At 63.7% G+C, this 23557-nt stretch carries 17 protein-coding genes; 8 read left to right on the top strand and 9 right to left on the bottom strand.

The genetic code is table 11. The features are described 5' to 3' along the window. The first annotated feature begins 185 nt into the window (after positions 1–185). Complete coding sequence (locus C1931_RS15775; protein ID WP_234412836.1) at positions 186–4928, top strand: RHS repeat-associated core domain-containing protein; 4743 nt, start codon at positions 186–188, stop codon at positions 4926–4928. Continuing rightward, a complete protein-coding gene (locus tag C1931_RS15770; RefSeq protein WP_108757014.1) occupies positions 4925–5380 on the top strand; it encodes a hypothetical protein in 456 nt (151 codons plus the stop codon). The genes C1931_RS15775 and C1931_RS15770 overlap by 4 nt, the downstream gene beginning before the upstream one ends. A 42-nt stretch (positions 5381–5422) precedes the next feature. Here C1931_RS15770 and C1931_RS15765 read toward each other — a convergent pair whose 3' ends face one another. The 5 genes from C1931_RS15765 to C1931_RS15740 form a co-directional block, all read right to left on the bottom strand. After that, positions 5423–5959, bottom strand: coding sequence for a hypothetical protein (locus C1931_RS15765; protein ID WP_108772151.1), 537 nt, complete (start codon positions 5957–5959; stop codon positions 5423–5425). Then, complete coding sequence (locus C1931_RS15760; RefSeq protein WP_108757012.1) at positions 5960–6325, bottom strand: hypothetical protein; 366 nt, start codon at positions 6323–6325, stop codon at positions 5960–5962. 846 nt (positions 6326–7171) lie between these two features. Then, positions 7172–7780 carry a dephospho-CoA kinase gene (coaE, locus tag C1931_RS15750; RefSeq protein WP_108757010.1) on the bottom strand — a complete coding sequence of 203 codons (609 nt, stop codon included), beginning with the start codon at positions 7778–7780 and terminating at the stop codon, positions 7172–7174. A gap of 10 nt (positions 7781–7790) precedes the next feature. Beyond that, positions 7791–8654 carry an A24 family peptidase gene (locus C1931_RS15745; RefSeq protein ID WP_108753966.1) on the bottom strand — a complete coding sequence of 288 codons (864 nt, stop codon included), beginning with the start codon at positions 8652–8654 and terminating at the stop codon, positions 7791–7793. Between the two features lie 8 nt (positions 8655–8662). Then, entirely contained in the window at positions 8663–9922 is a 1260-nt protein-coding gene (locus C1931_RS15740; protein WP_108757009.1) for a type II secretion system F family protein, read from the bottom strand. 357 nt (positions 9923–10279) lie between these two features. Here C1931_RS15740 and C1931_RS15735 point away from each other — a divergent pair, with 357 nt between their 5' ends. From C1931_RS15735 to pilB, 3 genes are all read left to right on the top strand, one after another. Beyond that, positions 10280–10699, top strand: coding sequence for a pilin (locus C1931_RS15735; RefSeq protein ID WP_108757008.1), 420 nt, complete (start codon positions 10280–10282; stop codon positions 10697–10699). Positions 10700–10948: 249 nt separating this feature from the next. Next, on the top strand, positions 10949–11374 hold the full coding sequence (locus tag C1931_RS15730) for a pilin (protein ID WP_108757787.1): 426 nt from the start codon (positions 10949–10951) through the stop codon (positions 11372–11374). Positions 11375–11599: 225 nt separating this feature from the next. Continuing rightward, positions 11600–13327, top strand: coding sequence for a type IV-A pilus assembly ATPase PilB (gene pilB, locus C1931_RS15725; protein WP_108757007.1), 1728 nt, complete (start codon positions 11600–11602; stop codon positions 13325–13327). A 414-nt stretch (positions 13328–13741) separates the two neighbouring features. On the opposite strand, the gene C1931_RS15720 is transcribed toward pilB, so the two are convergent. Continuing rightward, on the bottom strand, positions 13742–15124 hold the full coding sequence (locus C1931_RS15720; protein WP_108757006.1) for a sigma-54 dependent transcriptional regulator: 1383 nt from the start codon (positions 15122–15124) through the stop codon (positions 13742–13744). Between the two features lie 53 nt (positions 15125–15177). After that, positions 15178–16791 carry an ATP-binding protein gene (locus C1931_RS15715; RefSeq protein ID WP_108757005.1) on the bottom strand — a complete coding sequence of 538 codons (1614 nt, stop codon included), beginning with the start codon at positions 16789–16791 and terminating at the stop codon, positions 15178–15180. A gap of 352 nt (positions 16792–17143) precedes the next feature. On the opposite strand from C1931_RS15715, the gene sucC reads away from it, so the two are divergent. From sucC to C1931_RS15700, 3 genes are all read left to right on the top strand, one after another. Then, the gene (gene sucC, locus C1931_RS15710; protein ID WP_108750894.1) at positions 17144–18313 is read left to right on the top strand and encodes an ADP-forming succinate--CoA ligase subunit beta; all 1170 of its coding nucleotides are present in this window, start codon (positions 17144–17146) and stop codon (positions 18311–18313) included. A 21-nt stretch (positions 18314–18334) separates the two neighbouring features. Further along, a complete protein-coding gene (gene sucD / locus C1931_RS15705; RefSeq protein WP_005410793.1) occupies positions 18335–19210 on the top strand; it encodes a succinate--CoA ligase subunit alpha in 876 nt (291 codons plus the stop codon). A 208-nt stretch (positions 19211–19418) separates the two neighbouring features. After that, a complete protein-coding gene (locus C1931_RS15700) occupies positions 19419–21053 on the top strand; it encodes an NAD+ synthase (protein ID WP_108757004.1) in 1635 nt (544 codons plus the stop codon). Between the two features lie 178 nt (positions 21054–21231). Here C1931_RS15700 and C1931_RS15695 read toward each other — a convergent pair whose 3' ends face one another. Together C1931_RS15695 and C1931_RS15690 are read right to left on the bottom strand one after the other, a co-directional pair. After that, positions 21232–22425 (bottom strand): lipase family protein, encoded by a 1194-nt coding sequence (locus C1931_RS15695; RefSeq protein WP_108757003.1) that lies wholly within the window; start codon positions 22423–22425, stop codon positions 21232–21234. A gap of 214 nt (positions 22426–22639) precedes the next feature. Beyond that, on the bottom strand, positions 22640–23527 hold the full coding sequence (locus C1931_RS15690; protein ID WP_108750891.1) for an outer membrane protein assembly factor BamD: 888 nt from the start codon (positions 23525–23527) through the stop codon (positions 22640–22642). Between the last annotated feature and the right edge of the window lie 30 nt (positions 23528–23557).

Here is a 23557-nt window from a genome sequence, read left to right as displayed (position 1 = left end):
AATGGGGGAATGCGGCTAGGGGAGGGGGCGTACTCCTCGCGAGGCTGCGCATTTCGTGAGGTCGGCCCGCTTTCCGATACGCGAAGGTTGCAGAAGGTTCAGGACCCAAATAGCCTTTCGAACATCCAAGGATGGAAGTGCTCTCGTGACAGCCCCTTGGCTTGAACTCAATAAGCTCGGGGGAAATGGTGGGCGCCGCAGAAATAATTCGTGCCTCGAAGTGGGCACTTCTCTTCGTATGTATCTTTCTCGCTCCTGTCGCCAGTAGCGCGGCCGATTTGCCGCCAAGCCTTCCTCCAACTGCGGAAAACTACTGCCCTTCCACTGGTGGCTGTTTCAAGAGTCTCCATGAGGCCGAGCAGGCGCTGAATCAGGAATACCCCGAGTATCAGGGGCTGCTCCGTCAGGGGCGTACCCGCCCCTATGGCGCTGGGTCTGATTCTCTGAGGATCGATTACTTCGTGGAAAATCAGCCGCCAAGCGAGCTTTTTCCTGCCGTATACAGAATTGCCGGTTTGCAGAATTCCAGTGATTATTGTTCTGGAAAAGTTGCTGTCGGGGATCCAAATAATCCGTTGCTGTGTCTGGACGAGTCTTTGATGATCGATCAGTACAAGGCAAAGAACTTGGTCGACACTGCGCAATGTACGTACAGCAACATCCGTGTGGTTGGTGAGTACAGTTCGTCGCCGATCTGGCACTTTCCAAGCTATCTCGGGTCCTATGGAATGGTCCATTTCGTTCCGCCGACGTACAAGGAATTTGCGTGGGATTTGTACTGCACGGGATGGGGTAATGAGCCGCCCTCCCCTAGAGCCGTTTCGCTGGCAAAGTTTCAGTCCTACGCATGTCCCGCGGGCTTTAGTGGCGAAGATACGGCTACGCCGGACATGAGTCGAGTATGTGTGCCGGCCCGCTCTATGCCTCATGTTTTCGTCAAGAAGATAACTCAGACGTTTTCCTGCCCAGCCAATCCATATCCTTGCCACCCGGATAATGGAGATAAATCTCGCATTGAGCCTGATTTCGAGTTCGCCGGGCGTCCATTCAATCGCTATTACCATTCCTTGCGCCAATTCAGCCTCGGGCGCGAATTCCCTCTTGGCTGGAGCTATTCGTATAGCTCGCTTCTAGAGTTCGCGTACGGATACATCATTTCTGATGAAGGCTACTACGCCAAGCTAACTGATGTCGGCGGCGGCTTCTTCAGTGTTGGAATGTCAACCAGTACGCTGGAAAAGGTTTCCGACTCGCTCTACGTCCTTCGAAATGGGAATGGCGAGGTGCGGAGCTATGATGGCGAAGGCCGACTGGTAAGGGTGCAGGATGTAATGGATCCTGCCAGGGATGTTGTCGTCAAGAATGAGTCGATTCCGGGCTTTGCGAGTTTGCACCGCATCGCTGCGCTCATTGATCGCTCTGGTCGTTCGGTGCACTTCCATTACAAGAATGGCCGCCTTGAGTCAGTTGAGCTACCCGACGGCCAGAGAATCAACTACATCCAGAATGATCTGGGAAACCTGTTGGCTGTTGACTATGGCACTGGGGGCGTCAAGCGCTATCACTATGGGGAAGTCGGGCTGGCAGCGAACCTCAGTGATTTTCTCCTTACTGGAATTACCAGTGAGGATGGTAGGCGCTACGCCAGTTTCGGCTACGACCTATGGAATCGGGTGATATCGAGCGAGCTGCATGGCGATAGTGGCAAAGTTCAAGGGACGTACCTTTCGTACCAAGGCGATCAGAGTGTACTGGTGAAGACCGCCGACGGAGAGGTGGTCTCCTATCAGTTTGATAGTGGGTTCTATCGTTCGCCTCTTCTTATCCAGAATTCGCAAGGCGGCGAATCGACACAGCATGATGGGCTTGGGCGCTTGGTTCAGCGGATCAATCGTCGTGGATTTGTGGAGAAGTTCTCTTATTCCGGTGCTCAGCGAGTTTCTGCGGATGAGGCTGTGGGCACAGCAGAGCATCGCAGTGAGCGGACCGATTGGCACCCGACTCTAAACCTGCCACTGGAACGTCGCGTCGTGAGTGGGCAGGGTCAGGTGGTCTCGATCTTCCGCTGGACTTACAACTCGCGGGGGCAGGTTCTGACGCAACGTGCCGTCGATCCGGTTTCGGGTGATGAGCGCCGACAGTCGTTCGCCTATTGCGAAGAAGCTGATGTTGGCGCCGGATACTGCCCCGAGTTGGGGCTCCCAAGAAGCATCGATGGTCCACGGACCGATGTGGCAGACACCGTTACTTATGCTTGGTATCACGCCGACGATGCCGGGTGCGCAACAAATGGAGCCTGTGCTTTCCGCAAAGGGGATCTCCGTAGTATCACCAACGCTCTCGGGCAGGGCGTTGAGGTGCTGTCCTACGACGCGTTTGGTCGGCCTCTGTCGGTGCGCGACGCCAATGGCGTGGTCACCGATTACAGCTACCACCCGCGCGGTTGGCCGACATCGATCACGGTGCGCGGCGCGACCACGGCTGACGACCGCTCGACCCAGATCAGCTACTGGCCCACTGGCCAGGTGCAGCAGGTCACCGAGCCTGACGGCAGCAGCGTCACCTACGTGTACGACGCGGCCCAGCGCCTGACCGATATCGCAGACAGTGCCGGGAACACCATCCACTACACGCTGGACGATGCCGGCAACCGCCTCAACGAGGACACCGTCGATGCGGGCGGCACCCTGCGGCGCACGCTGGCGCGGACCTACAACATCCTAGGCCAGTTGACCGCGCTGAAAGATGCGGGCAACCATGCCACCGGCTTCACCTACGACGCCAACGGCAACCCGCAGACGGTGACCGATGCGCTGCAGCGTGTGACCAGCCAGCAGCACGATCCGCTGAACCGGCTGGCCCAGACCCTGCAGGATGTGGGCGGCGTGGCGGCAGAGATCCGCAGCCAGTACAACGCGCTGGATCAGGTTACCCAAGTGACCGACCCCAAGGGGTTGCACACTACCTATGCCTACAATGGATTCGGCGACCTGACCGGCCAGGTCAGCCCCGACAGCGGCACCAGCAGCTTCACCGTGGATGCGGCGGGCAATCGCAAGACCCGCACCGATGCGCGTGGCGTTACGGCCACCTACAGCTACGACGCGCTCAACCGCCTGATCGGTGTTGCGTACCCAGATCCGAATCTGGAAATCGGCTACAGCTACGATGTGGCGCCGGCCGCCTGTGCCGCCGATGAGCGCTTCGCCAAGGGGCGCCTGGGCCAGGTGCTGCACGCCAATGGCAGCACCCAGTACTGCCACGACCGCTTCGGCCAGATCACCCGCAAGGTGCAGACGATCAACGGTGTGGCCAGCACCTTGCGCTATGCGTACAGCAAGGCGGGCCGCCTGACCGCGCTGACCTATCCCGATGGCACTGTGGCCGACTATGTACGCGATCCCTTGGGGCGCATCAGCCAAGTTGGCCTGACCCGCCCGGGGCAGGCGCGGCAGGTGGTGGTCGACAACGTGACCTATGCCGCCTTCGGCCCCGCGACGGGATGGAGCTATGGCAATGGCCGCCAACTGCAGCGTCCGCTGGATCTGGATTACCGCCCGCAGGCAGTACACGACCCGGCCGCCGGCGGCCTGTCGCTGAGCTACGGCTATGACCCGGTGGGCTCAATCACCGAATTGAAGAATGGTGCGGGCTCAACCGTGTTGGCCACGTATGCCTACGACACGCTGGGTCGCCTGACCCAGACCCAGGACGGTACGACGGGCACGCCGATTGAGACCTACGGGTACGATGCCACTGGCAACCGCACCGCATTGACCACCGCGGCCGGTGTGGCCAACTACACCTATCCCGCCAGCAGCCATCGCTTGACCGCGGTGGACGGCGAAGCCCGCGGCCATGATGCGGCGGGCAATACCACCAGCATTGGCAGCAAGGCGTTCACCTACAACGACGCCAACCGCATGAATGCGGTGAAGCAGGGCAGCGCAGTGCTGGAAAGCTATGCCTACAACCATCGTGGTGAACGCGTGCTGCGCACCCCGACGGGCGGCACTGCGCAGATCACCTTGTACGACGAGGCAGGGCAATGGCTGGGCAACTACAGCGCCAGTGGTGACGCGCAGCAGCAGGCCATCTGGCTGGACAACTATCCCGTAGCACTGATCAACGCGCCCGCTGCGGGCGTGCCGGAGCTGGCCTACATCCAGCCCGATCACCTGGGCACACCGCGTGTGGTGATCGACCCAGTGCGTGATGTGGCGATCTGGGAGTGGAGCAACAAGAGCGAAGTGTTTGGGAACCAGATCCCGAGTGCCGACCCGGACGGTGATGGTGTGGCGTTCGAACTGGCGCTGCGCTTCCCGGGGCAGCAGGCGACGGATGCGAGTGGGATGTTCTACAACTACCAGCGGGAGTATGACCCGGCGGTGGGGCGGTACTCGCAAAGTGACCCGATTGGGTTGATGGGGGGTATCTCCACCTACGGGTATGCTGGTGCTTCTCCGGCGAGGCGGGTCGACCCACTGGGGCTCACCGACCTCAACTATATCCCACCTTATGATAATCCAGATTCATATCTGGGTAACAAAATGATTCCGTCTCCCCCGGATATGCTTACCATCAGCATTCACCACAATGGGGAGAAATTCATAGGGCCGGATGGTAACGGTATGTCTGTTGATGAACTGGCGCAATCAATTCGACGCGATGCCGATCTTTCAAAGTATCTGTATATCAGGCTCTATTCCTGTCGAACGGGTAAGTCGATCGATGGTGGGCCGATCCCCGCCCAGCAGCTATCCAAAGCGCTGGGTATGACCATCCAAGCGCCTACCGAGTACACCTGGGCAAAGAACGATCCATTGTATCCGGATCAAGGGAACTACGGAAAAACATCTGAAGGAAAGAAGGATAAGAGCAATCCTGGAGAGTGGGTGAATTTCATGAAAGAGGGTGGGGTCAAATGACGATGTTCAAGAAGACTGGTCTTCTCCTATGTCTGATGGGTGCAGGGTTTGTCGATGCGCAGGTGCCCCCTCAGCCGGAATGGCCGGTAGTTGACCTTGACGGCTCGATCGCTACGGATAGTGGCGCTGTGCTTGATGATGAGCAGCTGCTTGCGTTGACTAGTCGCGCAGATGCGGGCGACGCTGAGGCCGCGTTTCGAATCTCACGCCATTTTGAGGGAAAAGGCACGGCTGGTAGCTCCCGCATGTGGCTTGTCTATGCCGCAGCGCTGGGGCACCCGATTGCACAGTACAACTTGTTCTTCATGTTGAGGGACAAGCAGGACTGTGCGTCATCAAGCGAGGCATACGCATGGCTCAAGAGTGCCGCGTTGAAGGGGAAAGCGGACGTGGATTCTGAACTTGAGCAAGCGGCCCGCATGGCGGCTCAACGATGTCCTAGTAACCGATAGGCAGAAAAATTCGAGCTTGTTCGACCGCCCCCCGATACCCCATCACCAAAACCGATCCCGCTCCACCAACGCCCACAACGTCGTGCGCACGGCACCGTACCAGTCCATCAGCCGGCCGCCAGATGGCACCGCACACCGCTCATCCTTCGGCACCGCAGGCCCGGCCCGCCACCACGGGCGGGCCCGCCCATCGGGAATGCTGACGCCCTCAATCTGGTTGAAGGCCATCAACTGCTGCAGATCCAGATACAGCGCCTCAGTTTCCGGCGCACGCTGCAGGGCGTCCGCCGGCAGACGAAGCGCGACCGTCGGTTTTGTGCGCTCCACCCTCAGCACGGGAAAGCCTTTGCAACGCACCTGGAAAGAGGGCGCAACGGCATCCGCCGGGTAGATCGTGAAGCCCGTTGCTCGGCGCTCGGAAACAAATCCGTGCGCACTGCCATAGAGCTTCTCGAATTCCACGAATCCCATCTTCGGGTAGACCCACGTCTCTTCGGCTGCGCTCTGCGGCCAGGGCAACAAGGCAATAGCGGTCAGCGCACCGATGACCATCAGGCCAGATGCCAGGAACGACCTCACTCACGATCCCGCGCCGAGCGGCCGTACGCGTTCCTGGACGAAGACGTTGAGGGCGAGACAGGCCATGGCCAGGCCTTCCATCACGCGGTCGCCCACGTCCTGGTCAGGGTCTCCATTCTGGCGGGCGCGCTCGGCGGCCAGCAGCAGTTCCTGCACCACGCGCTGGCCAGCCAGTGCGCAATCGGCATCGGCCAGTGCAATCTGTCGGCTGCGTAGCGGGTGGCGTTCCGGCCAGGGCTGGCCGTCGGCGGCGGCACCGGCACCAATGCTGCGCAGCAACTGGGTGAGCGTGTTGGGATCTGGCGCGGGATCGTCTGCCGGCGGTTCCTGGATGGAATTCGGGGCAGGGGAATAGGGTGCGGTCATGACGGGCTCCTTGCGTGCAGGCAGAAGCCGCCACCGATAAAGGTGGCGGACGATGCGTGGTTCGAAACCCGGCGTACGATTAAACCGGCGGGCGCAAGGCCCCCACGCACCGCCCGCCATAGCCGGCAGACGGATTGCCAGCCGACACCACGCGAAGGTGGTGCCGACTGGCAAGCGCAAACATCAATCGTACAACCGGGGTTTCGAATCCCGGCCACCAATGCACGGTGGCATCGAAAGGAATACGCCCGGTCGTACGCGATGCCAAGTCAGTAGGGCCGATGCCGTCACTGCATTCAACATTTTCAGAATCGTTGCAAATTGCGTAAACAGGTAGATGCATTGGTATGCAAGGCTTTCGGCGGTATCGGTGGCTCAGGCGTGTTTGCAATTGCAGAGGTGCCTGAGGCGCAAAGGGCGGGGAATATGCGACATCCCGATGCCCCGCCAGCAGAGGTTGATGTTCTTTCATAGCGACCCTGGTCCGTTCAAGCCGGACGGCATTGCGGCTGCGCGCGTGGCGTGACCAATGATTGGCATCGTCCCGGATGCTGGCGAACAAGCGGCGGCCCTGTTCGCAGTCAGCGGGCTGTGCCATCAGCCTTCCGGCATCGATGCGCTAGGCCTCCAATCTGCAGCGGCCCGCCAAGCAGAGTTCATGCCATGCGTTTTGAGTGGGTATGTGCGCACCGCTGGATTCGTTGGGGTTCGGTCTGGTGCACGATTTGAATGCGCAGCATGATTTCGCACTGGCCGGATGGGACAGTTGGGATAATTTTGGATTGTTGGGTCGTCCCGTGCCCGCGGACAGACTACTCAGTCGAGCAAGCTCGACTCTACGCGGGCTCAGCGTGCTAGCTGCAGGTACCGCTCATGCAGCGCTTCCACCTGCGCCTGCAGGTCATCCGGGTGCCCCTCATTGACCACCACGTCATCGGCCAGCGCCAACCGCTGTGCGCGACTGGCCTGGGCGGCAATCATCTGGTCGGCCAGGGCGGCATCAATGCCGTCGCGCTGCATCAGCCGGGCATGCTGCACGGCCTCGGGGGCGTCCACCACCAGCACGCGGTCCAGCCACGGGTAGGCCGTGCGCCCGCCCACTTCGGTCAGCAGGGGAATGGCGGCAATCGCATAGGGGCTGGGCGCCTGCTCGCACTGCTGCTGCATCAGCCGGCGGATGGCCGGATGGGTGATGGCTTCCAGTGCCGTGCGTTCGGCCGGGTCGGCGAAGATGTGGGCGCGCAACCGCGCCCGGTCCAGGGTGCCGTCGGCCAGCAGCATGTCGGCGCCGAAGCGTTCGGCAATGCGGGCCAGGGCGGGTGCGCCGGGGGCGACCACGGCGCGGGCGGCCAGATCGGCGTCGGCCACCACGATCCCCAGCGCCTCGAAGCGCCGGGTCACTTCGCTCTTGCCGGCGGCAATGCCGCCGGTCAGGCCCACCACGTAGCGGCTCATGGCGGTGCCGTCAGCGCAGCCCGCTCATGACCAGGTACTGGTTCAGCAGCGGCTCGCCCCACATGAAGAACAGCCAGCCGGCCAGCGCCAGGTAGGGGCCGAACGGGATGGGGGTCGCCTTGTCACGGCCCCGGCTGTACAGCCAGATGGAGCCGATGATGGCACCCAGCACCGAGGACATCAGGATGATGGGCAACACGCCCTTCATGCCGCACCAGGCGCCCAGGGCGGCCAACAGCTTGAAATCGCCGTGGCCCATGCCTTCCTTGCCGGTCAGCTGCTTGAACAGCCACCACACCGACCACAGCGACAGGTAGCCCAGCAGCGCGCCCAGCAGGGCGGGCTTGGCGGGCATGTACAGGTTGTCGATGCTGCCTATCAGGCCCAGCCACATCAGCGGCAGGGTCAACTGGTCCGGTAGCAGCTGGGTGCGCAGGTCGATGCCCGAGAGGGCAATCAGGAAGCAGGTCAGCACAATGGCGCCGAAGCCCTGCCAGCCGAAGCCGAACTGCCAGACGCAGGCCAGCACCATCACCGCGGTCAGCGCTTCCACCAGCGGGTACTGGATGGAAATGGGGGCCTTGCAGTGGCGGCACTTGCCGCCCTGGATCAGCCAGCTGAACAGGGGGATGTTTTCGTACCAGGACAGCTTATGCTTGCAGTGCGGGCAGTGCGAGGGCTCCACCACGATGCCCGGCGGGGCCGGTTCGTAGTAGTCCGGTTCTTCCAGAACCTCGCGCGCATCGCGCTTCCACTGCCATTCCAGCCGCTTGGGCAGGCGAAGGATGACGACGTTCAGGAAACTGCCCAGCAGCAGCCCCAGACCGGCCGCGGCGGGGTAGCCGAGGCCGGGATGCTGGTCGAGAAATGCCATAGTTGTTCTTATCCGACGACGGCGCCCAGCTTGAAGATGGGCAGGTACATGCCGATGACCATGCCGCCTACGACGACACCGATGAAGACCATGATCATCGGTTCCAGCAGGCTGCTCAGGGCATCCACGGCATTGTTGACTTCCTGCTCATAATACTCTGCAACCTTGAACAGCATGGCATCCAGTGCGCCGGCCTCTTCGCCGATGCCGGTCATCTGGATGACCATGTGCGGGAACAGGTTCTGCTGCTTCATGGCCATGTTGACCGGATAGCCGACCGACACGTCGTCCCGCATGCGCAGCACGGCTTCTTCGTAGACCTTGTTGCCGGTTGCGCCGGCGACGATGCCCAGTGCCTCCACCAGCGGTACGCCGGCTTTGAAGGTGACGGCAGTGGTGCGGGCAAATCGTGCGATGGCGCTGTTGTTCATGATCTGACCAATCACCGGCACCTTCAGAATGAGCCGATCCATGGTGTGCTGCATTTTTGGCGATCGCTTGTACGCCATGACAAAGCCGACAACGCCGCCGATCAGAACAATAGCCATCAACCACCACCAAGACACCATGAATCGTGACAGGCTGACGATCATCATGGTGAATGCAGGAAGGTCTGCGCCGAAGCCCTTGAACACTTCTTCGAACTGAGGGACCACGAACACCAACATGATCGAACTGACCAGCAAGGCAACCACAACTACCATTGCCGGGTAGAACAAGGCTTTTTTGATCTTGCCCTTAAGTGATTCGATGTTCTCTTTGTAGGTCGCAACGGTGTCCAAAACGGTCTCAAGTACGCCAGCGCCTTCGCCAGCGCGAACCAAGTTGCGGTAAAGCTCATCGAACTGCACCGGATGCTTGCTTACGGCCTCGTAAAGAGACGAGCCGCCTTCGATGTCGGCGCGGATGCCGTCCACCATCTTCTTCATGCGCGGGTTCTTGTGCCCGCTGCCGATGATCTCCAACGCCGAGACAATGGGCACACCGGACTTCATCATGGTCGCCATCTGACGACTGAAGAACGCGATGTCCTTAGGTCCGACGGGCTTGCCGGCGGCGCCGAAGAGCGGCTTGGGCTTGGCCTTCACCTGCCCCGGATTGATGCCCTGTCGGCGCAGCTCGGCACGCAGCAGGTTGGCGTTCTTCGCCAGCTGCTCGCCCTTCATCTTTACGCCGCGCTTGTCTGTCCCCTGCCAGACAAAAGGCTGCAATTCCATGGAGCTACGCGCCACGGGTTCTTTCTTCATCGCACTGCGACTGACAGACATATTGGCTCCCCAAAGACCCGCCATCCCCAGGCGGGTATCAATGGGGCGATGGTAACGGGTTCGGGGGCATCTGGGCAGCCGGAGTTCCGGCCCAAGTGTGATTTCGTGTCGGACACCGGCCAAAGGTGACGCACTGCGTCACATTGCCGCCTCCGTCGCAGAATTCTCACGGGGGGGTTCCCATCCGCGAAATAGCTGCCATCATTGGCCCCGGGGAAATTCAGGGGGAGGCGTGCCGGGGTTGGCACGCAACCTGCGTTGATCGACCCGCAGGGCGCAGGACCCGCTCACCCGGCCACCGGTCGGATCGCTCCTGGGCACTGATATCAACCACCACTATCTTGGGGATGTACGACTATGAAGAACCAGAAGGGCTTCACCCTTATCGAACTGATGATCGTTGTTGCGATCATTGCCATCCTGGCCGCCATCGCTCTGCCGGCTTACCAGGATTACACCGCTCGCGCCAAGGTTTCGGAAGTCATCGTCATGGCTGCTCCGGCAAAGCTGGCGGTTGCAGAGACCGCATCGGCTACCGGCGGCCTCTCCAATGTGACGGCTGCGAACAGCGGGTACACCTTCCCGGGTGCCACCAAGTACGTGTCGGGCATCACTGTCGCTGACGGTACCGGTGTCGTGACGGCTGTCTCGACCGTACCCAACGCCACTGGCGACATTGTGCTGACCCCGACCGCTGTCGGTACCTCCGGTCAGCTGCAGTGGGCTTGCAGCACCACCATCGCCAACAAGGCTGCCGTGCCGACCGATTGCCGCTAACGCAATCCGTAGCTTTGAGACAAGAATGCCCCGCTCAGTTGCGGGGCATTTTTTCTTCTGGCAGTGCCGGAATGTGTTTGTGGGATATGCGGTGAAGAGGGGGGGCTGAATTGTCGGGAGTCTTCTGTCCGACAAAGGTAGTGCTCACGCCCGAAATCGATTCATGGCGCCGATGTAGGCTAGCTGAGCTATAACTGTCTCATTGAGTTTGGTTCTGCATCGCGCTCGAGCCCGTGGCGATTTATGACGATGAACAAGCAGAACGGCTTCACCCTTATCGAGTTGATGATCGTTGTTGCGATCATTGCCATCCTGGCCGCCATCGCGCTGCCGGCTTACCAAGACTATTTGGTCAAGTCGCGTGTGTCTGAAGTTGTGCTGGCAGCTTCCTCGGCTCGTACCACTGTTTCGGAAGCGGCGGCTGCGGATACCACCGCTAATATGCCTGCTGCCGTTTCCATCAAGACTCAGACTTCCAAGTACGTCAGCAGCGTCGTCTACGCCGCTTCTGGTACGACCGCTACGATCACCGCTACCGCTCGGAATCTGGGTGGTTCGACCCCAACGGGTACCATTGTGCTGACCGGTACCAAGGGTGCTAATGGTCAGGTGGGGTGGACCTGCGGCGGTTCCATCGCTGCCAAGTACCGTCCGGCTACCTGTCAGGCTGAGTAATCTACTGATTGGGGCGCCTCAATTGCATGGCCGTCTGGTGCATGCGGCGCGCTTACTGGCCGCTGCGCAGGTTCGAGTTGCTCCTACGGTATCGATGACGAAGTCCCTGTTATCACTGGGGACACTTCTTCACATGCATGGGGGCATGATGAACGGACTTTCGGCTGAGCATAGTAGGATTGTTCACGCGGCCTCATTGGCCGATAGGTCAAAGAGAAGGTTCACATGAACGCAGTCACCACCGCCAACCTCGTCGGCATCACCGGCCTGGCCCGTCGCCTTGTGCAGGACGGCGCCCTGGACGAAGCCGGCGCCCGCGATGCCATGGCCAAGGCGACGGCCGCCAAGCAGCCGCTGCCGACCTGGTTCGCGCAGAACAAGGTGGTGGGGGCCGCCCAGTTGGCGGCGGCCAACTCGGTTGAGTTCGGCATGCCGCTGTTCGACGTATCTACGTTCGACAGCAGCCAGAACGCCATGAGCCTGGTCAGCGAAGAGCTGCTACGCAAGCACAACGTGCTGCCGCTGTTCAAGCGCGGCGGCAAGCTGTTCGTGGGTACCAGCAACCCGACGCATTCGCTGGATGAGATCAAATTCCACACCAACCTGGTGGTGGAACCGATCCTGGTCGATGAAGACCAGATCCGCCGCACCCTGGAGCAGTGGCATTCCAGCCACGACACCTTGGGCGACGCGCTGGGCGGCGACGATGATGCATTGGCCAACCTGGACGTCTCCGGTGGCGACGACGACATGTCGTCCACTGAAAGCGGCGTAGACGCCAAGGGCGATGACACCCCGGTGGTGAAGTTCGTCAACAAGGTGCTGGTCGATGCGATCCGCAAGGGCGCCTCTGACATCCACTTCGAGCCCTACGAAGACGACTACCGCGTGCGCCTGCGCATCGATGGTCTGCTGAAGATGGTGGCGCGCGCGCCGGTGAAGTTGAACCAGCGCATCGCCGCCCGCCTGAAGGTGATGGCGCAGCTGGATATCGCCGAAAAGCGCGTACCGCAGGACGGTCGCATCAAGCTGAACCTGTCCAAGAGCAAGCAGATCGACTTCCGCGTCAGCACCCTGCCGACCCTGTTCGGCGAGAAGGTGGTGCTGCGTATTCTGGACGGCAGCGCGGCCAAGCTGGGTATCGACAAGCTGGGTTACGAACCGGACCAGCAGAAGCTGTTCCTGGAAGCCATCCACAAGCCCTACGGCATGGTGCTGGTGACCGGCCCGACCGGTTCGGGCAAGACGGTTTCGCTGTATACCGCGCTGGGCATCCTGAACGACGAAACGCGCAATATTTCCACCGCTGAAGACCCGGTGGAAATCCGTCTGCCCGGCGTGAACCAGGTGCAGCAGAACAACAAGCGCGGCATGACGTTTGCGGCGGCGCTGCGCTCGTTCCTGCGACAGGATCCGGACATCATCATGGTGGGCGAAATCCGCGATCTGGAAACGGCGGAAATCGCGATCAAGGCAGCGCAGACCGGTCACATGGTGCTGTCCACGCTGCATACCAACGATGCGCCGCAGACCATCGCGCGTCTTATGAACATGGGCATTGCCCCGTACAACATCACCAGCTCGGTCACCCTGGTGATCGCCCAGCGTCTGGCGCGCCGGCTGTGCAACAACTGCAAGCGTCCGGCCGAACTGCCGGCACACGCGCTGCTGGCCGAAGGCTTCACCCAGGCACAGTTGGATGCGGGCATCCAGCTGCACGAAGCGGTGGGCTGCGATGAATGCACCGAGGGCTACAAGGGCCGTACCGGCCTGTACCAGGTGATGCCGATGACCGACGAGATTTCCACCATCGTGCTGGCCGGCGGCAACGCCCTGCAGATTGCCGAAGCCGCGCAGGCGATCGGCGTGAATGATCTGCGCCAGTCGGCGCTGAAGAAGGTGGCGGCGGGTGTGACCAGCCTGGCCGAGATCAATCGCGTTACCAAGGATTGATGCGGTTGGCCCAGTAGATCCACGCCATGCGTGGATTACGCCGGCCCAATGGGGTCAGAGCCCTTTCCTGCGGAAAGGGATCCGACCCCGGTAGATCCACGCCATGCGTGGATAGCGCAGGCCCGAATGGGGTCAGAGCCCTTTCCTGCGGCAAGGGATCCGACCCCGGTAGATCCACGCCATGCGTGGATAACGCCGGCCCAATGGGGTCAGAGCCCTTTCCTGCGGAAAGGGATCCGCCCCCGGTAGATCCACGCCATGCGTGGATAACGCAGACCCGAATGGGGTCAGAGCCCTTTCCTGCGGAAAGGGATCCGACCCCGGTAGATCCACGCCATGCGTGGATAGCGCAGACCCAATGGGGTCAGAGCCCTTTCCTGCGGAAAGGGATCCGACCCCGGGGCCCTCCGGCGCTTATTCCATGCCCAGCTTTTTCAACTTGTAGCGCAGCGCGCGGAAGGTAATGCCCAGCTGCGCGGCGGTGCGCGTCTTGTTCCAGCGGTTCTCTTCCAGTGCACGCTGGATGGCGCTGCGTTCCAGCTGCTCGATGTACGAGGGCAGGGCGGCATTGCCGGGCTGCAGGTCGGCCACGGCTTCGGCCACTACGGCCGGTTGGCCGCCCGCGGCGCTACGCGGGGCGTGCTGCGGCAGGCGCAGGTCGTCGGCACCAATGCGGTCTTCTTCGGCCAGCGCCAGGGCGCGTTCCAGGATGTTTTCCAGTTCGCGCACGTTGCCGGGGAAGCCGTACTGGGCCAGTGCGTCCAGCGCCGACGGCGCCAGCAGCGGGGTGCCACGGCCGTGGCTGCGGGCCAGCCGCGCCAGGATGGAACCGGCCAGGTCGGGCAGGTCCTGGCGGCGCTCGCGCAGCGGCGGCACCTTCAGTTCGATCACGTTGATGCGGTAATACAGGTCGTGGCGGAAGCGGCCGTCTTCGACCAGTTCGGCCAGGTCCTTGTGGGTGGCCGACAGGATGCGCACGTCCACCGGTTCTTCGTTGGATGCACCGACGGCGCGCACCGATTTTTCCTGGATCGCGCGCAGCAGCTTCACCTGCATCTGCAGCGGCAGTTCGGCCACCTCATCCAGGAACAGGGTGCCGCCATGGGCGGCCTGGAACAGGCCCGGCTTGTCGGCGTGGGCGCCACTGAAGCTGCCCTTGCGGTGGCCGAAGAACTCGCTTTCCATCAGCTCGCTGGGAATGGCGCCGCAGTTCACCGGCACGAACGGGCCGGCCGCGCGGGCGCCCTGGGCGTGGATGGTGCGTGCCACCAGTTCCTTGCCCACGCCCGATTCGCCCAGGATGTAGACCGGGGCCTGGCTGCGGGCCACTTTGCCGATGGTGGTGCGCAGCACGTCCATGGCCGGCGAACTGCCCAGCAGGCGCGCGGCCTGTTCGGCGGCCGGGCCGGTGGCGGGGCGCTCGGCGTTGTTCAGTTCCAGCGCGTGCTTCACCAGCCCGCGCAGCACCGAAATATCCACCGGCTTGCTGACGAAATCGAAGGCGCCTGCCTTCAGCGCTTCCACCGCCAGATCCATGCTGCCGAAGGCGGTGATCATCGCCACCGGGGTGCGCGGGTAGTGGTGGGCGATCTCGCTGACCAGCTCAATGCCGTTGCCGTCGGGCAGGCGCATGTCGGTGATGCACAGATCGTAGGGATTGCTGGCCAGCAGCTCGCGCGCTTCGGCAAGGTTGGCGGCGGTGCTGATGCGCAGGCCCATGCGGCCAAGGGTCAGCACCAGCAGTTCGCGGATGTCGCGTTCATCGTCGACGATGAGAGCGCTGCGGGTTTCGTTCATGGGCGGAAAGATAGCCGAGGGGGGCGGAAGCGACAAATACTTGACGCGCTGGATCAGGTCGGAAGCAGGGTGTGCGGGCCCGGCAGGACCAGGCGGAAGCACGAGCCGCCGGCCGGCACCGGGATGTAATCCAGGCGTGCCTGGTTGGCGCGGCACAGCTCACGGGCGATATACAGCCCCAGGCCGGTGCCGTGCTCGGACGTGGTGAAGAACGGGCGGAACAACTGCGCGGCCACCGCTTCGGGAATGCCGGGGCCGCGGTCCATTACGTCGATCACTGCGTTGCGCTCGTGCAGGGCCACGCGCAGGCGCACCCGCGCCGGCTGCTGGCCCACGCGGCCATACTTCAGCGCGTTGTGCACCAGCACGGTCAGCACCTGGTACAGGTGGCGGGTGTCCACCTGCGCCGGCACCGAGGTGTCGGTGATGATCGGTTCGATGCTGTCCGTTTCCAGCGTCTGGCCCTGCTTGTACTCCAGCACGAAGCGGCGCACGAAGGCGGCCAGATCGACGTTTTCCGGGGTGGCACGTTCACGCCGGGCCAGGCCCAGCACGCTTTCCACGATGCTGTTGGTGCGCTGGCACTGCTGGTGGATGATCTGCAGCAGGCGGCGGTCGCTTTCGTTGAAGCCGGTGCCTTCTTCCAGCAGCTGCACCGCGTAGTTGATGGCGGCCAGCGGGTTGCGGATCTCATGGGCCAGGCTGGCCGAGAAGCGGCCCATGGCCGACAGGGTGAGCGATTCGGCGCGGCGCGAGACCACGCTGGAATCGTCCAGGAACACCAGGGCCAGCTCGCTGCCGGCCAGCAGGCGGGCGAAGCGCGGCTGCACTTCCGGCTGGTCGGGGTTGAGCTGCAGCGGCAGTTCTTCCTGGGTCCAGCCGTTGCGCCAGCGGTTGAGGCGGCGCGCCAGTTCCGGGGCGATGCTGGCCAGGTCCAGGCGGCCGGTTTCGCCCACGCCATCGTTGTCGCCCAGCAGCAGCGATGCCGCTTCGTTGGCCAGGGTGATGCGGTTTTCGCCATCGACCACCAGCACGCCGGTGCGCATGCGGCGGATGATCAGTTCGTTGATCTGGAACAGGTTGGCCACTTCGTCGCCGCGCTGGTTGGCCAGCTGCTGGTTGCGACGGGCGCGGTTGCCCACTTGGTAGCTGATGAAGGCCAGCGCCAGGTAGCTGGTGGCGAACATTGCCAGTTCGGCCAGGGTGCGGGTGGGGTCGCCGCCTTCCAGCACCTTCCACAGGTATTCGGCGGCGGTGGCCACGCTGGCGGCCAGCGCCAGGCACAGGCCCCAGCTGAGCGGCAGCAGGGTGGCGGCCGCGGCGATGTTGAACAGCAGCGACATCGAGATGCCGGCGCTGGCGCCGGGCAGGGCGTGCGCAAGCAGGCTGGCAGCGACGATATCCAGCAGCACGCCACCGACCACGGTGGGGCGCAGCCAGCGTTCGCTGCGGCCGATCAGCAGCCACAGCAGCGACAGGCCCAGGTAGGCGCCGCCCACGGCGTAGGCCAGGCGCGGGTGGTGGGCTTCGCCGACCATGGCCGACAACGGGCTGTAGAGCAGGGCGGCGATGACCGACGCGATCAGCACCCGGTACAGGGCGAAGAAGTACAGCTCGCGCCGCGGTATCGATTCGATGCGGTCGATCAATGAAGCACTGGGTGACACGCCGGAACTCCCCTTCTGGCTGCCTGGAACTGGGTTTTGACGGCGGTGGCCTGCAGCGTAGCCGATGTTCCCCCGATCATCGGAACCGCTTTGGCACGGCCGCCCCCAGTATAGGCCTGTGGAAGCGATTTCCTGCGCAATCGGGCCCGGGTGGGCGCCTGGCCGCGCCGGCTCGGCGTCCGCAACTGCCTGAATGACGGCGGAAATCTGCCCGGGTCTGGCCATTTGTCCATACTTCTTTGCGCCCCGGCGCCGGCTCGGCCACAATAGTGGGCCCGCCGCGGTCCATGCCGGCGCCCCGCCGGGGCCCCTGAGGAATTGCGTGCGGTCGTTCCTATTCCCACGGTGACGCATGAATTTCCACGAATACCAGTCAAAACAACTGCTTGCCGAATACGGCATTCCGGTCCCGGCCGGCAAGGTCGCTGCGACCCCGGACGAGGCGGTTGCCGCTGCCAACGCTCTGGGCCAGGGCCCCTGGATGGTCAAGGCGCAGATCCACGCTGGCGGCCGCGGTAAGGCTGGCGGCGTCAAGTTCTGCAAGACCACCGACGATGTGAAGGCCGCTGCGGCCAAGATGCTCGGCACCAAGATGGCCACCTACCAGACCGCTGGCGTTGAACTGCCGGTCAACCTGGTGCTGGTGACCACCGCCGGCGAGATCGTCAAGGAACTGTACCTGTCGGTGCTGGTTGACCGTGGCACCAAGACCATCACCTACATCGCTTCTTCGGAAGGCGGCGTGGAGATCGAGCAGGTTGCCGCTGAAACCCCGGAGCTGATCCACTCGCTGAACGTCGACTTCGTCGAAGGCGTGCAGGGTTACCACGGCCGCGATTTCGGCTTCAAGCTGGGCCTGACCGCCAAGCAGGCCGGCCAGTTCGCCAGCATCATGGTGAACCTGTACCGCCTGTTCAACGAAAAGGACCTGGCCCTGGTTGAAATCAACCCGCTGGCCATCCTGGACGACGGCAACCTGTACGCGCTGGACGGCAAGTTCGACAGCGACGACAACGCCGCGTTCCGCCAGAAGGCCCTGGTCGCCATGCGCGACAAGACCCAGGAAGATCCGACCGAAGTGATCGCTTCGGAACTGGACATCAACTACGTCACCATGGACGGCAACATCGGCTGCATGGTGAACGGCGCCGGCCTGGCCATGGCCACCATGGACGTCATCAAGCTCAACGGCGGCGAGCCGGCGAACTTCCTGGACGTGGGCGGCGGTGCCAACAAGCAGCGCGTCATTGAAGCCTTCAAGCTGATCCTGTCCTCGGACAAGGTCGAAGGCATCTTCGTCAACATCTTCGGCGGCATCGTCCGCTGCGACATGATTGCCGAAGGCATCATCGCCGCCGTGAAGGAAGTGGGCGTCAAGGTTCCGGTCGTGGTGCGCCTGGAAGGCACCAACGTGGAAGAAGGCAAGCAGCTGCTGCGTGACAGCGGCATGGCCATCATCCCGGCTGACAACATCAACGATGGCGCCAAGAAGATCGTTGAAGCTGTCAAGAACGCCGCCTGATACCGACACCAAGGAATTACCATGTCTGTTTTGATCAACAAGAACACCAAGGTGATCGTGCAGGGCTTCACCGGCCAGCAGGGCACCTTCCACGCCACTCAGATGATCGAGTACGGCACCCAGGTTGTGGGCGGCGTGACCCCGGGCAAGGGTGGCACCACCCATATCGACCTGCCGGTCTTCAACACCGTTGCCGACGCCGTGCAGAGCACCGGCGCCAACGCGTCGGTCATCTACGTGCCGCCGCCGTACGCAGCTGACGCGATCCTGGAAGCCGCTGCTGCCGGCATCAAGGTCATCGTCTGCATCACCGAAGGCATTCCGGTGCTGGACATGCTGCGCGTGAAGAACGTGCTGACCCGTTCGCATCCGGACACCGTGCTGATCGGGCCGAACTGCCCGGGCGTCATCACCCCGGGCGAGTGCAAGATCGGCATCATGCCGGGCCACATCCACCAGCCGGGCAAGATCGGCATCGTGTCGCGTTCGGGCACCCTGACCTATGAAGCGGTCAAGCAGACCACCGAAGTCGGCCTGGGCCAGTCCACCTGCATCGGCATCGGTGGTGACCCGATCAACGGCCTGAACTTCGTCGACTGCCTGAAGCTGTTCAACGAAGATCCGCAGACCGAAGGCATCATCATGGTTGGCGAAATCGGCGGTGACGCTGAAGAAGCCGGCGCCGAGTACATCAAGAACCACGTGAAGAAGCCGGTTGTCGGTTTCATCGCCGGTGCGTCGGCTCCGGCCGGCAAGCGCATGGGCCACGCCGGTGCGATCGCCTCGGGCGGCAAGGGCACGGCCGAAGGCAAGTTCGCCGCCATGGAAGCTGCCGGTGTCGTCACCGTCCGCTCGCCGGGCGACCTGGGCGCCGCCATCGCCAAGCTGGTCAAATAAGATTGTTGCCGGCCCCGGCCGGCGCGATCGGTAGAGTCGACTGTCAGTCGACTGCTTGAAACAGAGAGCCGCCTCCGGGCGGCTTTTCTGCATCTGGCGGTGTGCCGGTCGGCCCCATCCACGCATGGCGTGGATCTACTGGGGATGGCCCGGCGCGGGCATGGCCCGGCGTTACAATGGGCGCATTGCAACCACAGGCTGGACCCCCATGGCTTCGATCCGTATCGCGATGGCGCAGTTCGATTTCCCGGTCGGCGATGTTGCCGGCAATACCGAACGCATCATCGAGATGATCGGCCAGGCGCGCGATGAGTACGGCGCCGAGCTGGTGATGTTCCCCGAGCTGGCCGTCAGCGGCTACCCGCCGGAAGACCTGCTGCTGCGCCCGGGCTTCCTGTACGAATGCGAGCAGGCCATGGCCCGCATCGCCGCCGCCTGCCGTGGCATCACCGCCGTGGTGGGCTGGCCGCAGGCCGCCGGCGCGGTGGTCTACAACGCCGCCAGCGTGCTGCGCGATGGCCTGGTGGAACAGACCTACCGCAAGCGCGAGCTGCCCAACTACGCCGTATTCGACGAGCGCCGCTACTTCGATGTCGACCCCGATGGCGGCAGCTGCGTGTTCGAAGTGAACGGCATTCCGGTGGGCCTGCTGATCTGCGAAGACCTGTGGTTTGCCGAGCCGATGGCCGACACCGTGCAGGCCGGCGCGCAGCTGGTGGTGGTGCCCAACGCGTCGCCCTACGAGCGCGGCAAGCATGCCCAGCGCGACGCCGTGCTGGCCGCGCGCACCCGCGAGAGCGGGGCGGCCATTGCCTACCTGAACGTGGTGGGCGGCCAGGACGCCCTGGTGTTCGACGGTGCGTCGGTGGTGGCCGATGGCGATGGCACGGTACACCCGGCCGCGGCGGCCTTCATGGACCAGTGGCTGGTGGTGGACTACGACGGCGCCAGCCGCCGCTTCCTGCCGCATGTGTGGATGGACGATGGCGACGAGAGCATGGATGCGCTGGCCTGGCGCGCGGTGACCCGCGGTATCCAGGATTACTGCCGCAAGAACGGTTTCAAGAAGGTGTGGCTGGGCCTGTCCGGCGGCATCGATTCGGCGCTGGTGCTGGCCCTGGCCGTGGATGCGCTGGGCGCGGACAACGTGACCGCCGTGCGCCTGCCCTCGCGCTACACCGCCGGCATGTCCAACGATCTGGCCGCCGAGCAGTGCCAGGCGCTGGGCGTGAAGCTGGAAGCGGTATCGATCGAGCCGGCCTTCAAGGGCCTGATGGAATCGCTGGCGCCGATGTTCGAAGGCACCACGCCGGATGTGACCGAAGAGAACCTGCAGTCGCGCAGCCGCGGCGTGATCCTGATGGCGCTGGCCAACAAGTTCGGCGGCCTGCTGCTGACCACCGGCAACAAGAGCGAATACGCGGTGGGTTACGCCACGATCTATGGCGACATGTGCGGTGGCTATGCGCCGCTGAAGGACCTGTACAAGACCGAGGTGTTCGGGCTGTCCAAGTGGCGCAACACCGTGGGTGGCGCGCCGGTCATTCCGCCGGCGGTGATCAGCCGCCCGCCGTCGGCCGAGCTGCGCGAGAACCAGCTGGACCAGGATTCGCTGCCGGCCTACGACGTGCTGGACGGCATTCTGTACCGCTACGTGGACCAGGAGCAGTCGCGCGCGGAGATCGTGGCGGCCGGCTACGACGCGGCCGTGGTGGACCGGGTGCTGCGCCTGGTGCGCATCAGCGAGTGGAAGCGCCACCAGGCCGCGCCGGGCCCGAAGGTGTCGCGCCGGGCATTCGGCCGCGAGCGCCGGTACCCGATCAGCAACGGGTTCAAGGGGTAAGGGCGGCCCGCGCCTCCCGGGTAGGTGCGGACCTTGGTCCGCACGATGTTCGACGAGGCTCCCTGGTAGGTGCGGACCTTGGTCCGCACGGTGTTCGACGAGGCGCTCCGGTAGGTGCGGACCTTGGTCCGCACGGTGTTCGACGATCATCCACGCATGGCGTGGACCCACCAACCCATCATCGTGCGGCGTCGAGCTGTTGTTCCAGCCCCGCCAATTCGGCTGCGGGGTCGAAGCGGGCATCCTCCAGCCGTGCGCGCACGAACGCCAGCCCATCGGCTGCGGCCGCATCCAGCGTGCCGCGGTGGTCGACCGGGTACTGCCGGAAGGCCACCGGCTCGCCACGCAGGGCCAGACCGGCGGCGTACAGCAGCGTGGTCAGGTAGGGCACATCCTGGTCGCCGGTGCCGTGGGCCAGCATCAACGGCTGGGTGAAACCACGCCGTGGCACGCCCAGATAGTCATGCAGCAGCGGCCAGATGCCCGGCACCGTGGTCAATGGCGCGCTGAACATCTCACCGGTGCTGGCGCCGTCCAGCTGCGCGGCCAGATCGGTCAGGCAGTGCTGGCGGGCCAGCGCGACGCGGGCCCGGCCCTGCGGGCTCAGCACGCGGTCGATGTGCGGCGCCACCTGCAGCAGGCCATCGAGCAGATAGGCGTGATAGGCGTTCAGTGCCCCGGGGTTGGCGGTGCGGTTGTCAGGCCGCATCACCAGCGCGGTGATCTCCACGGCCGTGGGCGTGCCAGCGGTGAAGCTGCCCTTGAACTGCAGGGCGGGGCCGGCGTATTCGGCCGCCAGGTGGCCGGCGCTCAGCGCGGCCGACGCCCCCTGCGAATAGCCCACCGAGACCCAGCGGGGCGACAGACGCCCGCCGTCCAGGAACTGGTGGCTGGCCTTGACCATGTCGATGCTGTTGCGCGCGGCGGTGCGCACGTGCAGGTAGGTGTGCTGGCCCGCGCTGCCCAGGCCCTGGTAATCGGCAGCGACCACGGCATAGCCCTGGCCGAGGAAGTGGTCCAGGAAGCGCCCGTCGCGCTCGGGATGGGTGGGGCCGGACACCGACGGCGCGCAGTGGTTGGCAATGCCCTGGGTGCCATGCGCCCAGGAAACCACCGGCCAGCCGCCCGCCGGCGCGGTGCCGGCAGGCAGGTAGAGCAGCCCGGTGCCCCTGGCCAGGCGGCCGCTGTGATCGGGGGTGAGATAGCGCAGCAGGTAGGCCTGGGCCGCCTTCGAGGGCACCCACTCGGCGCGGTAGGGGGCGGCGGAGAGCAGATCGCCGGGCTCGGCCGCCTGGGCAGCCACGGGCAGGCCCAGCAGGGTGGCAGCGACGGCGGCCAGCAGCGGGCGGGTGCGGGAAACGATTGAGGTCATGCGGACTCCAGGCAGGCGGGGATGGCCGTGCACGGGAGTGTGGAAGGCGGTGCGGGTTGGGTCTGGGAACGGGATCGCAACAAACGCGGATTCGTAGAATTCCTAATCCCGCCATCCACGCATGGCGTGGATCTACAGTAGATCCACGCCATGCGTGGATGGGGTATTCCCAACGCCCAAAAGGAAAGGGCCCCTTGCGGGGCCCTTCGCTTTCTTACTTCTTTTCCAGCCGTGCGTTGCGCTGGCCGGTGCTGGCGGACTTCTCGCCGGCGAACGGGTTCAGCTTGCGGATCATCCACGGGTACTTGGGCCACTTGCCTTCCAGCCACGGGTGGGTGGGCTGGTTCAGGGTCAGCACGCGGCGGGCATCGTCGGCCAGCGTCTTGTTGCCCAGGTGGGTGTAGGCTTCGCCCAGCACCGCCACGGCGTCGTACTGGTACGCGCTCTGCGGGTAGGTTTCCAGCAGGAAGTTGGCGCGGCCGGCCGCGGAAACATAGGCTTCGCGGCGCAGGTAGTACAGGGCGTTGTCCAGCTCGTGCTGGGCGAACACGTCACGCAGCACGATCATGCGCTGGCGCGCATCGGCGGCGTAGCGGCTGTTCGGGTAACGGTCCACCACGATGTTGAAGTCGGCATAGGCCTGGTGCGGGGTCGACAGATCGCGGCGGCTGGGATCCAGCGACCATACGCGGCGCAGGAAAACCGTATTGCGATTGGAGTTGGCCAGGCCGCGCAGGTAGTACAGGTAGGCGATGTTGCGGTGGGTCGGGTAGGTGCGGATGAAGCGGTCGATGCTGGACACCGCGTCATCGTGCTTGCCGGCCTTGTACTGGGCGTAGGCGGTCTCGATCATCGCCTGTTCGGTGTACGGGCCGTACGGGTACTGGGCCACCAGACGGCGGAAGCTGGCTTCGGCGCCGCTCCAGTTGCCGCCCTTCATGAGCGCATGGCTCTTGTCGTACAGCTGTTCGACAGGCGTGCCTTCATCGGGGCGATCCCCCTTCTTGGCACCGCGGTGGCAACCGGTGGCGGCGATGACCAGCACCAGCAGCAGGGCGGTGAGGCGGACGGGCGCGGAGAGCATGGCGGAGCGTCGGATCATGGGGTCAAGGCGGGACGCGTCTGGAATACG

Origin of the sequence: Stenotrophomonas sp. YAU14A_MKIMI4_1, from assembly GCF_003086855.1 — a bacterium.
Classification (GTDB): Bacteria; Pseudomonadota; Gammaproteobacteria; order Xanthomonadales; family Xanthomonadaceae; genus Stenotrophomonas.
This window is presented reverse-complemented; position numbering and strand designations above follow the sequence as displayed.

Coding starts and splice junctions, on each gene's coding strand:
- C1931_RS15775 (WP_234412836.1), top strand. CDS start 186: ATGGTGGGCGCCGCAGAAATAATTCGTGCCTCGAAGTGGGCACTTCTC.
- C1931_RS15770 (WP_108757014.1), top strand. CDS start 4,925: ATGACGATGTTCAAGAAGACTGGTCTTCTCCTATGTCTGATGGGTGCA.
- C1931_RS15760 (WP_108757012.1), bottom strand. CDS start 6,325: ATGACCGCACCCTATTCCCCTGCCCCGAATTCCATCCAGGAACCGCCG.
- coaE (WP_108757010.1), bottom strand. CDS start 7,780: ATGAGCCGCTACGTGGTGGGCCTGACCGGCGGCATTGCCGCCGGCAAG.
- C1931_RS15745 (WP_108753966.1), bottom strand. CDS start 8,654: ATGGCATTTCTCGACCAGCATCCCGGCCTCGGCTACCCCGCCGCGGCC.
- C1931_RS15740 (WP_108757009.1), bottom strand. CDS start 9,922: ATGTCTGTCAGTCGCAGTGCGATGAAGAAAGAACCCGTGGCGCGTAGC.
- C1931_RS15735 (WP_108757008.1), top strand. CDS start 10,280: ATGAAGAACCAGAAGGGCTTCACCCTTATCGAACTGATGATCGTTGTT.
- C1931_RS15730 (WP_108757787.1), top strand. CDS start 10,949: ATGAACAAGCAGAACGGCTTCACCCTTATCGAGTTGATGATCGTTGTT.
- pilB (WP_108757007.1), top strand. CDS start 11,600: ATGAACGCAGTCACCACCGCCAACCTCGTCGGCATCACCGGCCTGGCC.
- C1931_RS15720 (WP_108757006.1), bottom strand. CDS start 15,124: ATGAACGAAACCCGCAGCGCTCTCATCGTCGACGATGAACGCGACATC.
- sucC (WP_108750894.1), top strand. CDS start 17,144: ATGAATTTCCACGAATACCAGTCAAAACAACTGCTTGCCGAATACGGC.
- sucD (WP_005410793.1), top strand. CDS start 18,335: ATGTCTGTTTTGATCAACAAGAACACCAAGGTGATCGTGCAGGGCTTC.
- C1931_RS15700 (WP_108757004.1), top strand. CDS start 19,419: ATGGCTTCGATCCGTATCGCGATGGCGCAGTTCGATTTCCCGGTCGGC.
- C1931_RS15695 (WP_108757003.1), bottom strand. CDS start 22,425: ATGACCTCAATCGTTTCCCGCACCCGCCCGCTGCTGGCCGCCGTCGCT.
- C1931_RS15690 (WP_108750891.1), bottom strand. CDS start 23,527: ATGATCCGACGCTCCGCCATGCTCTCCGCGCCCGTCCGCCTCACCGCC.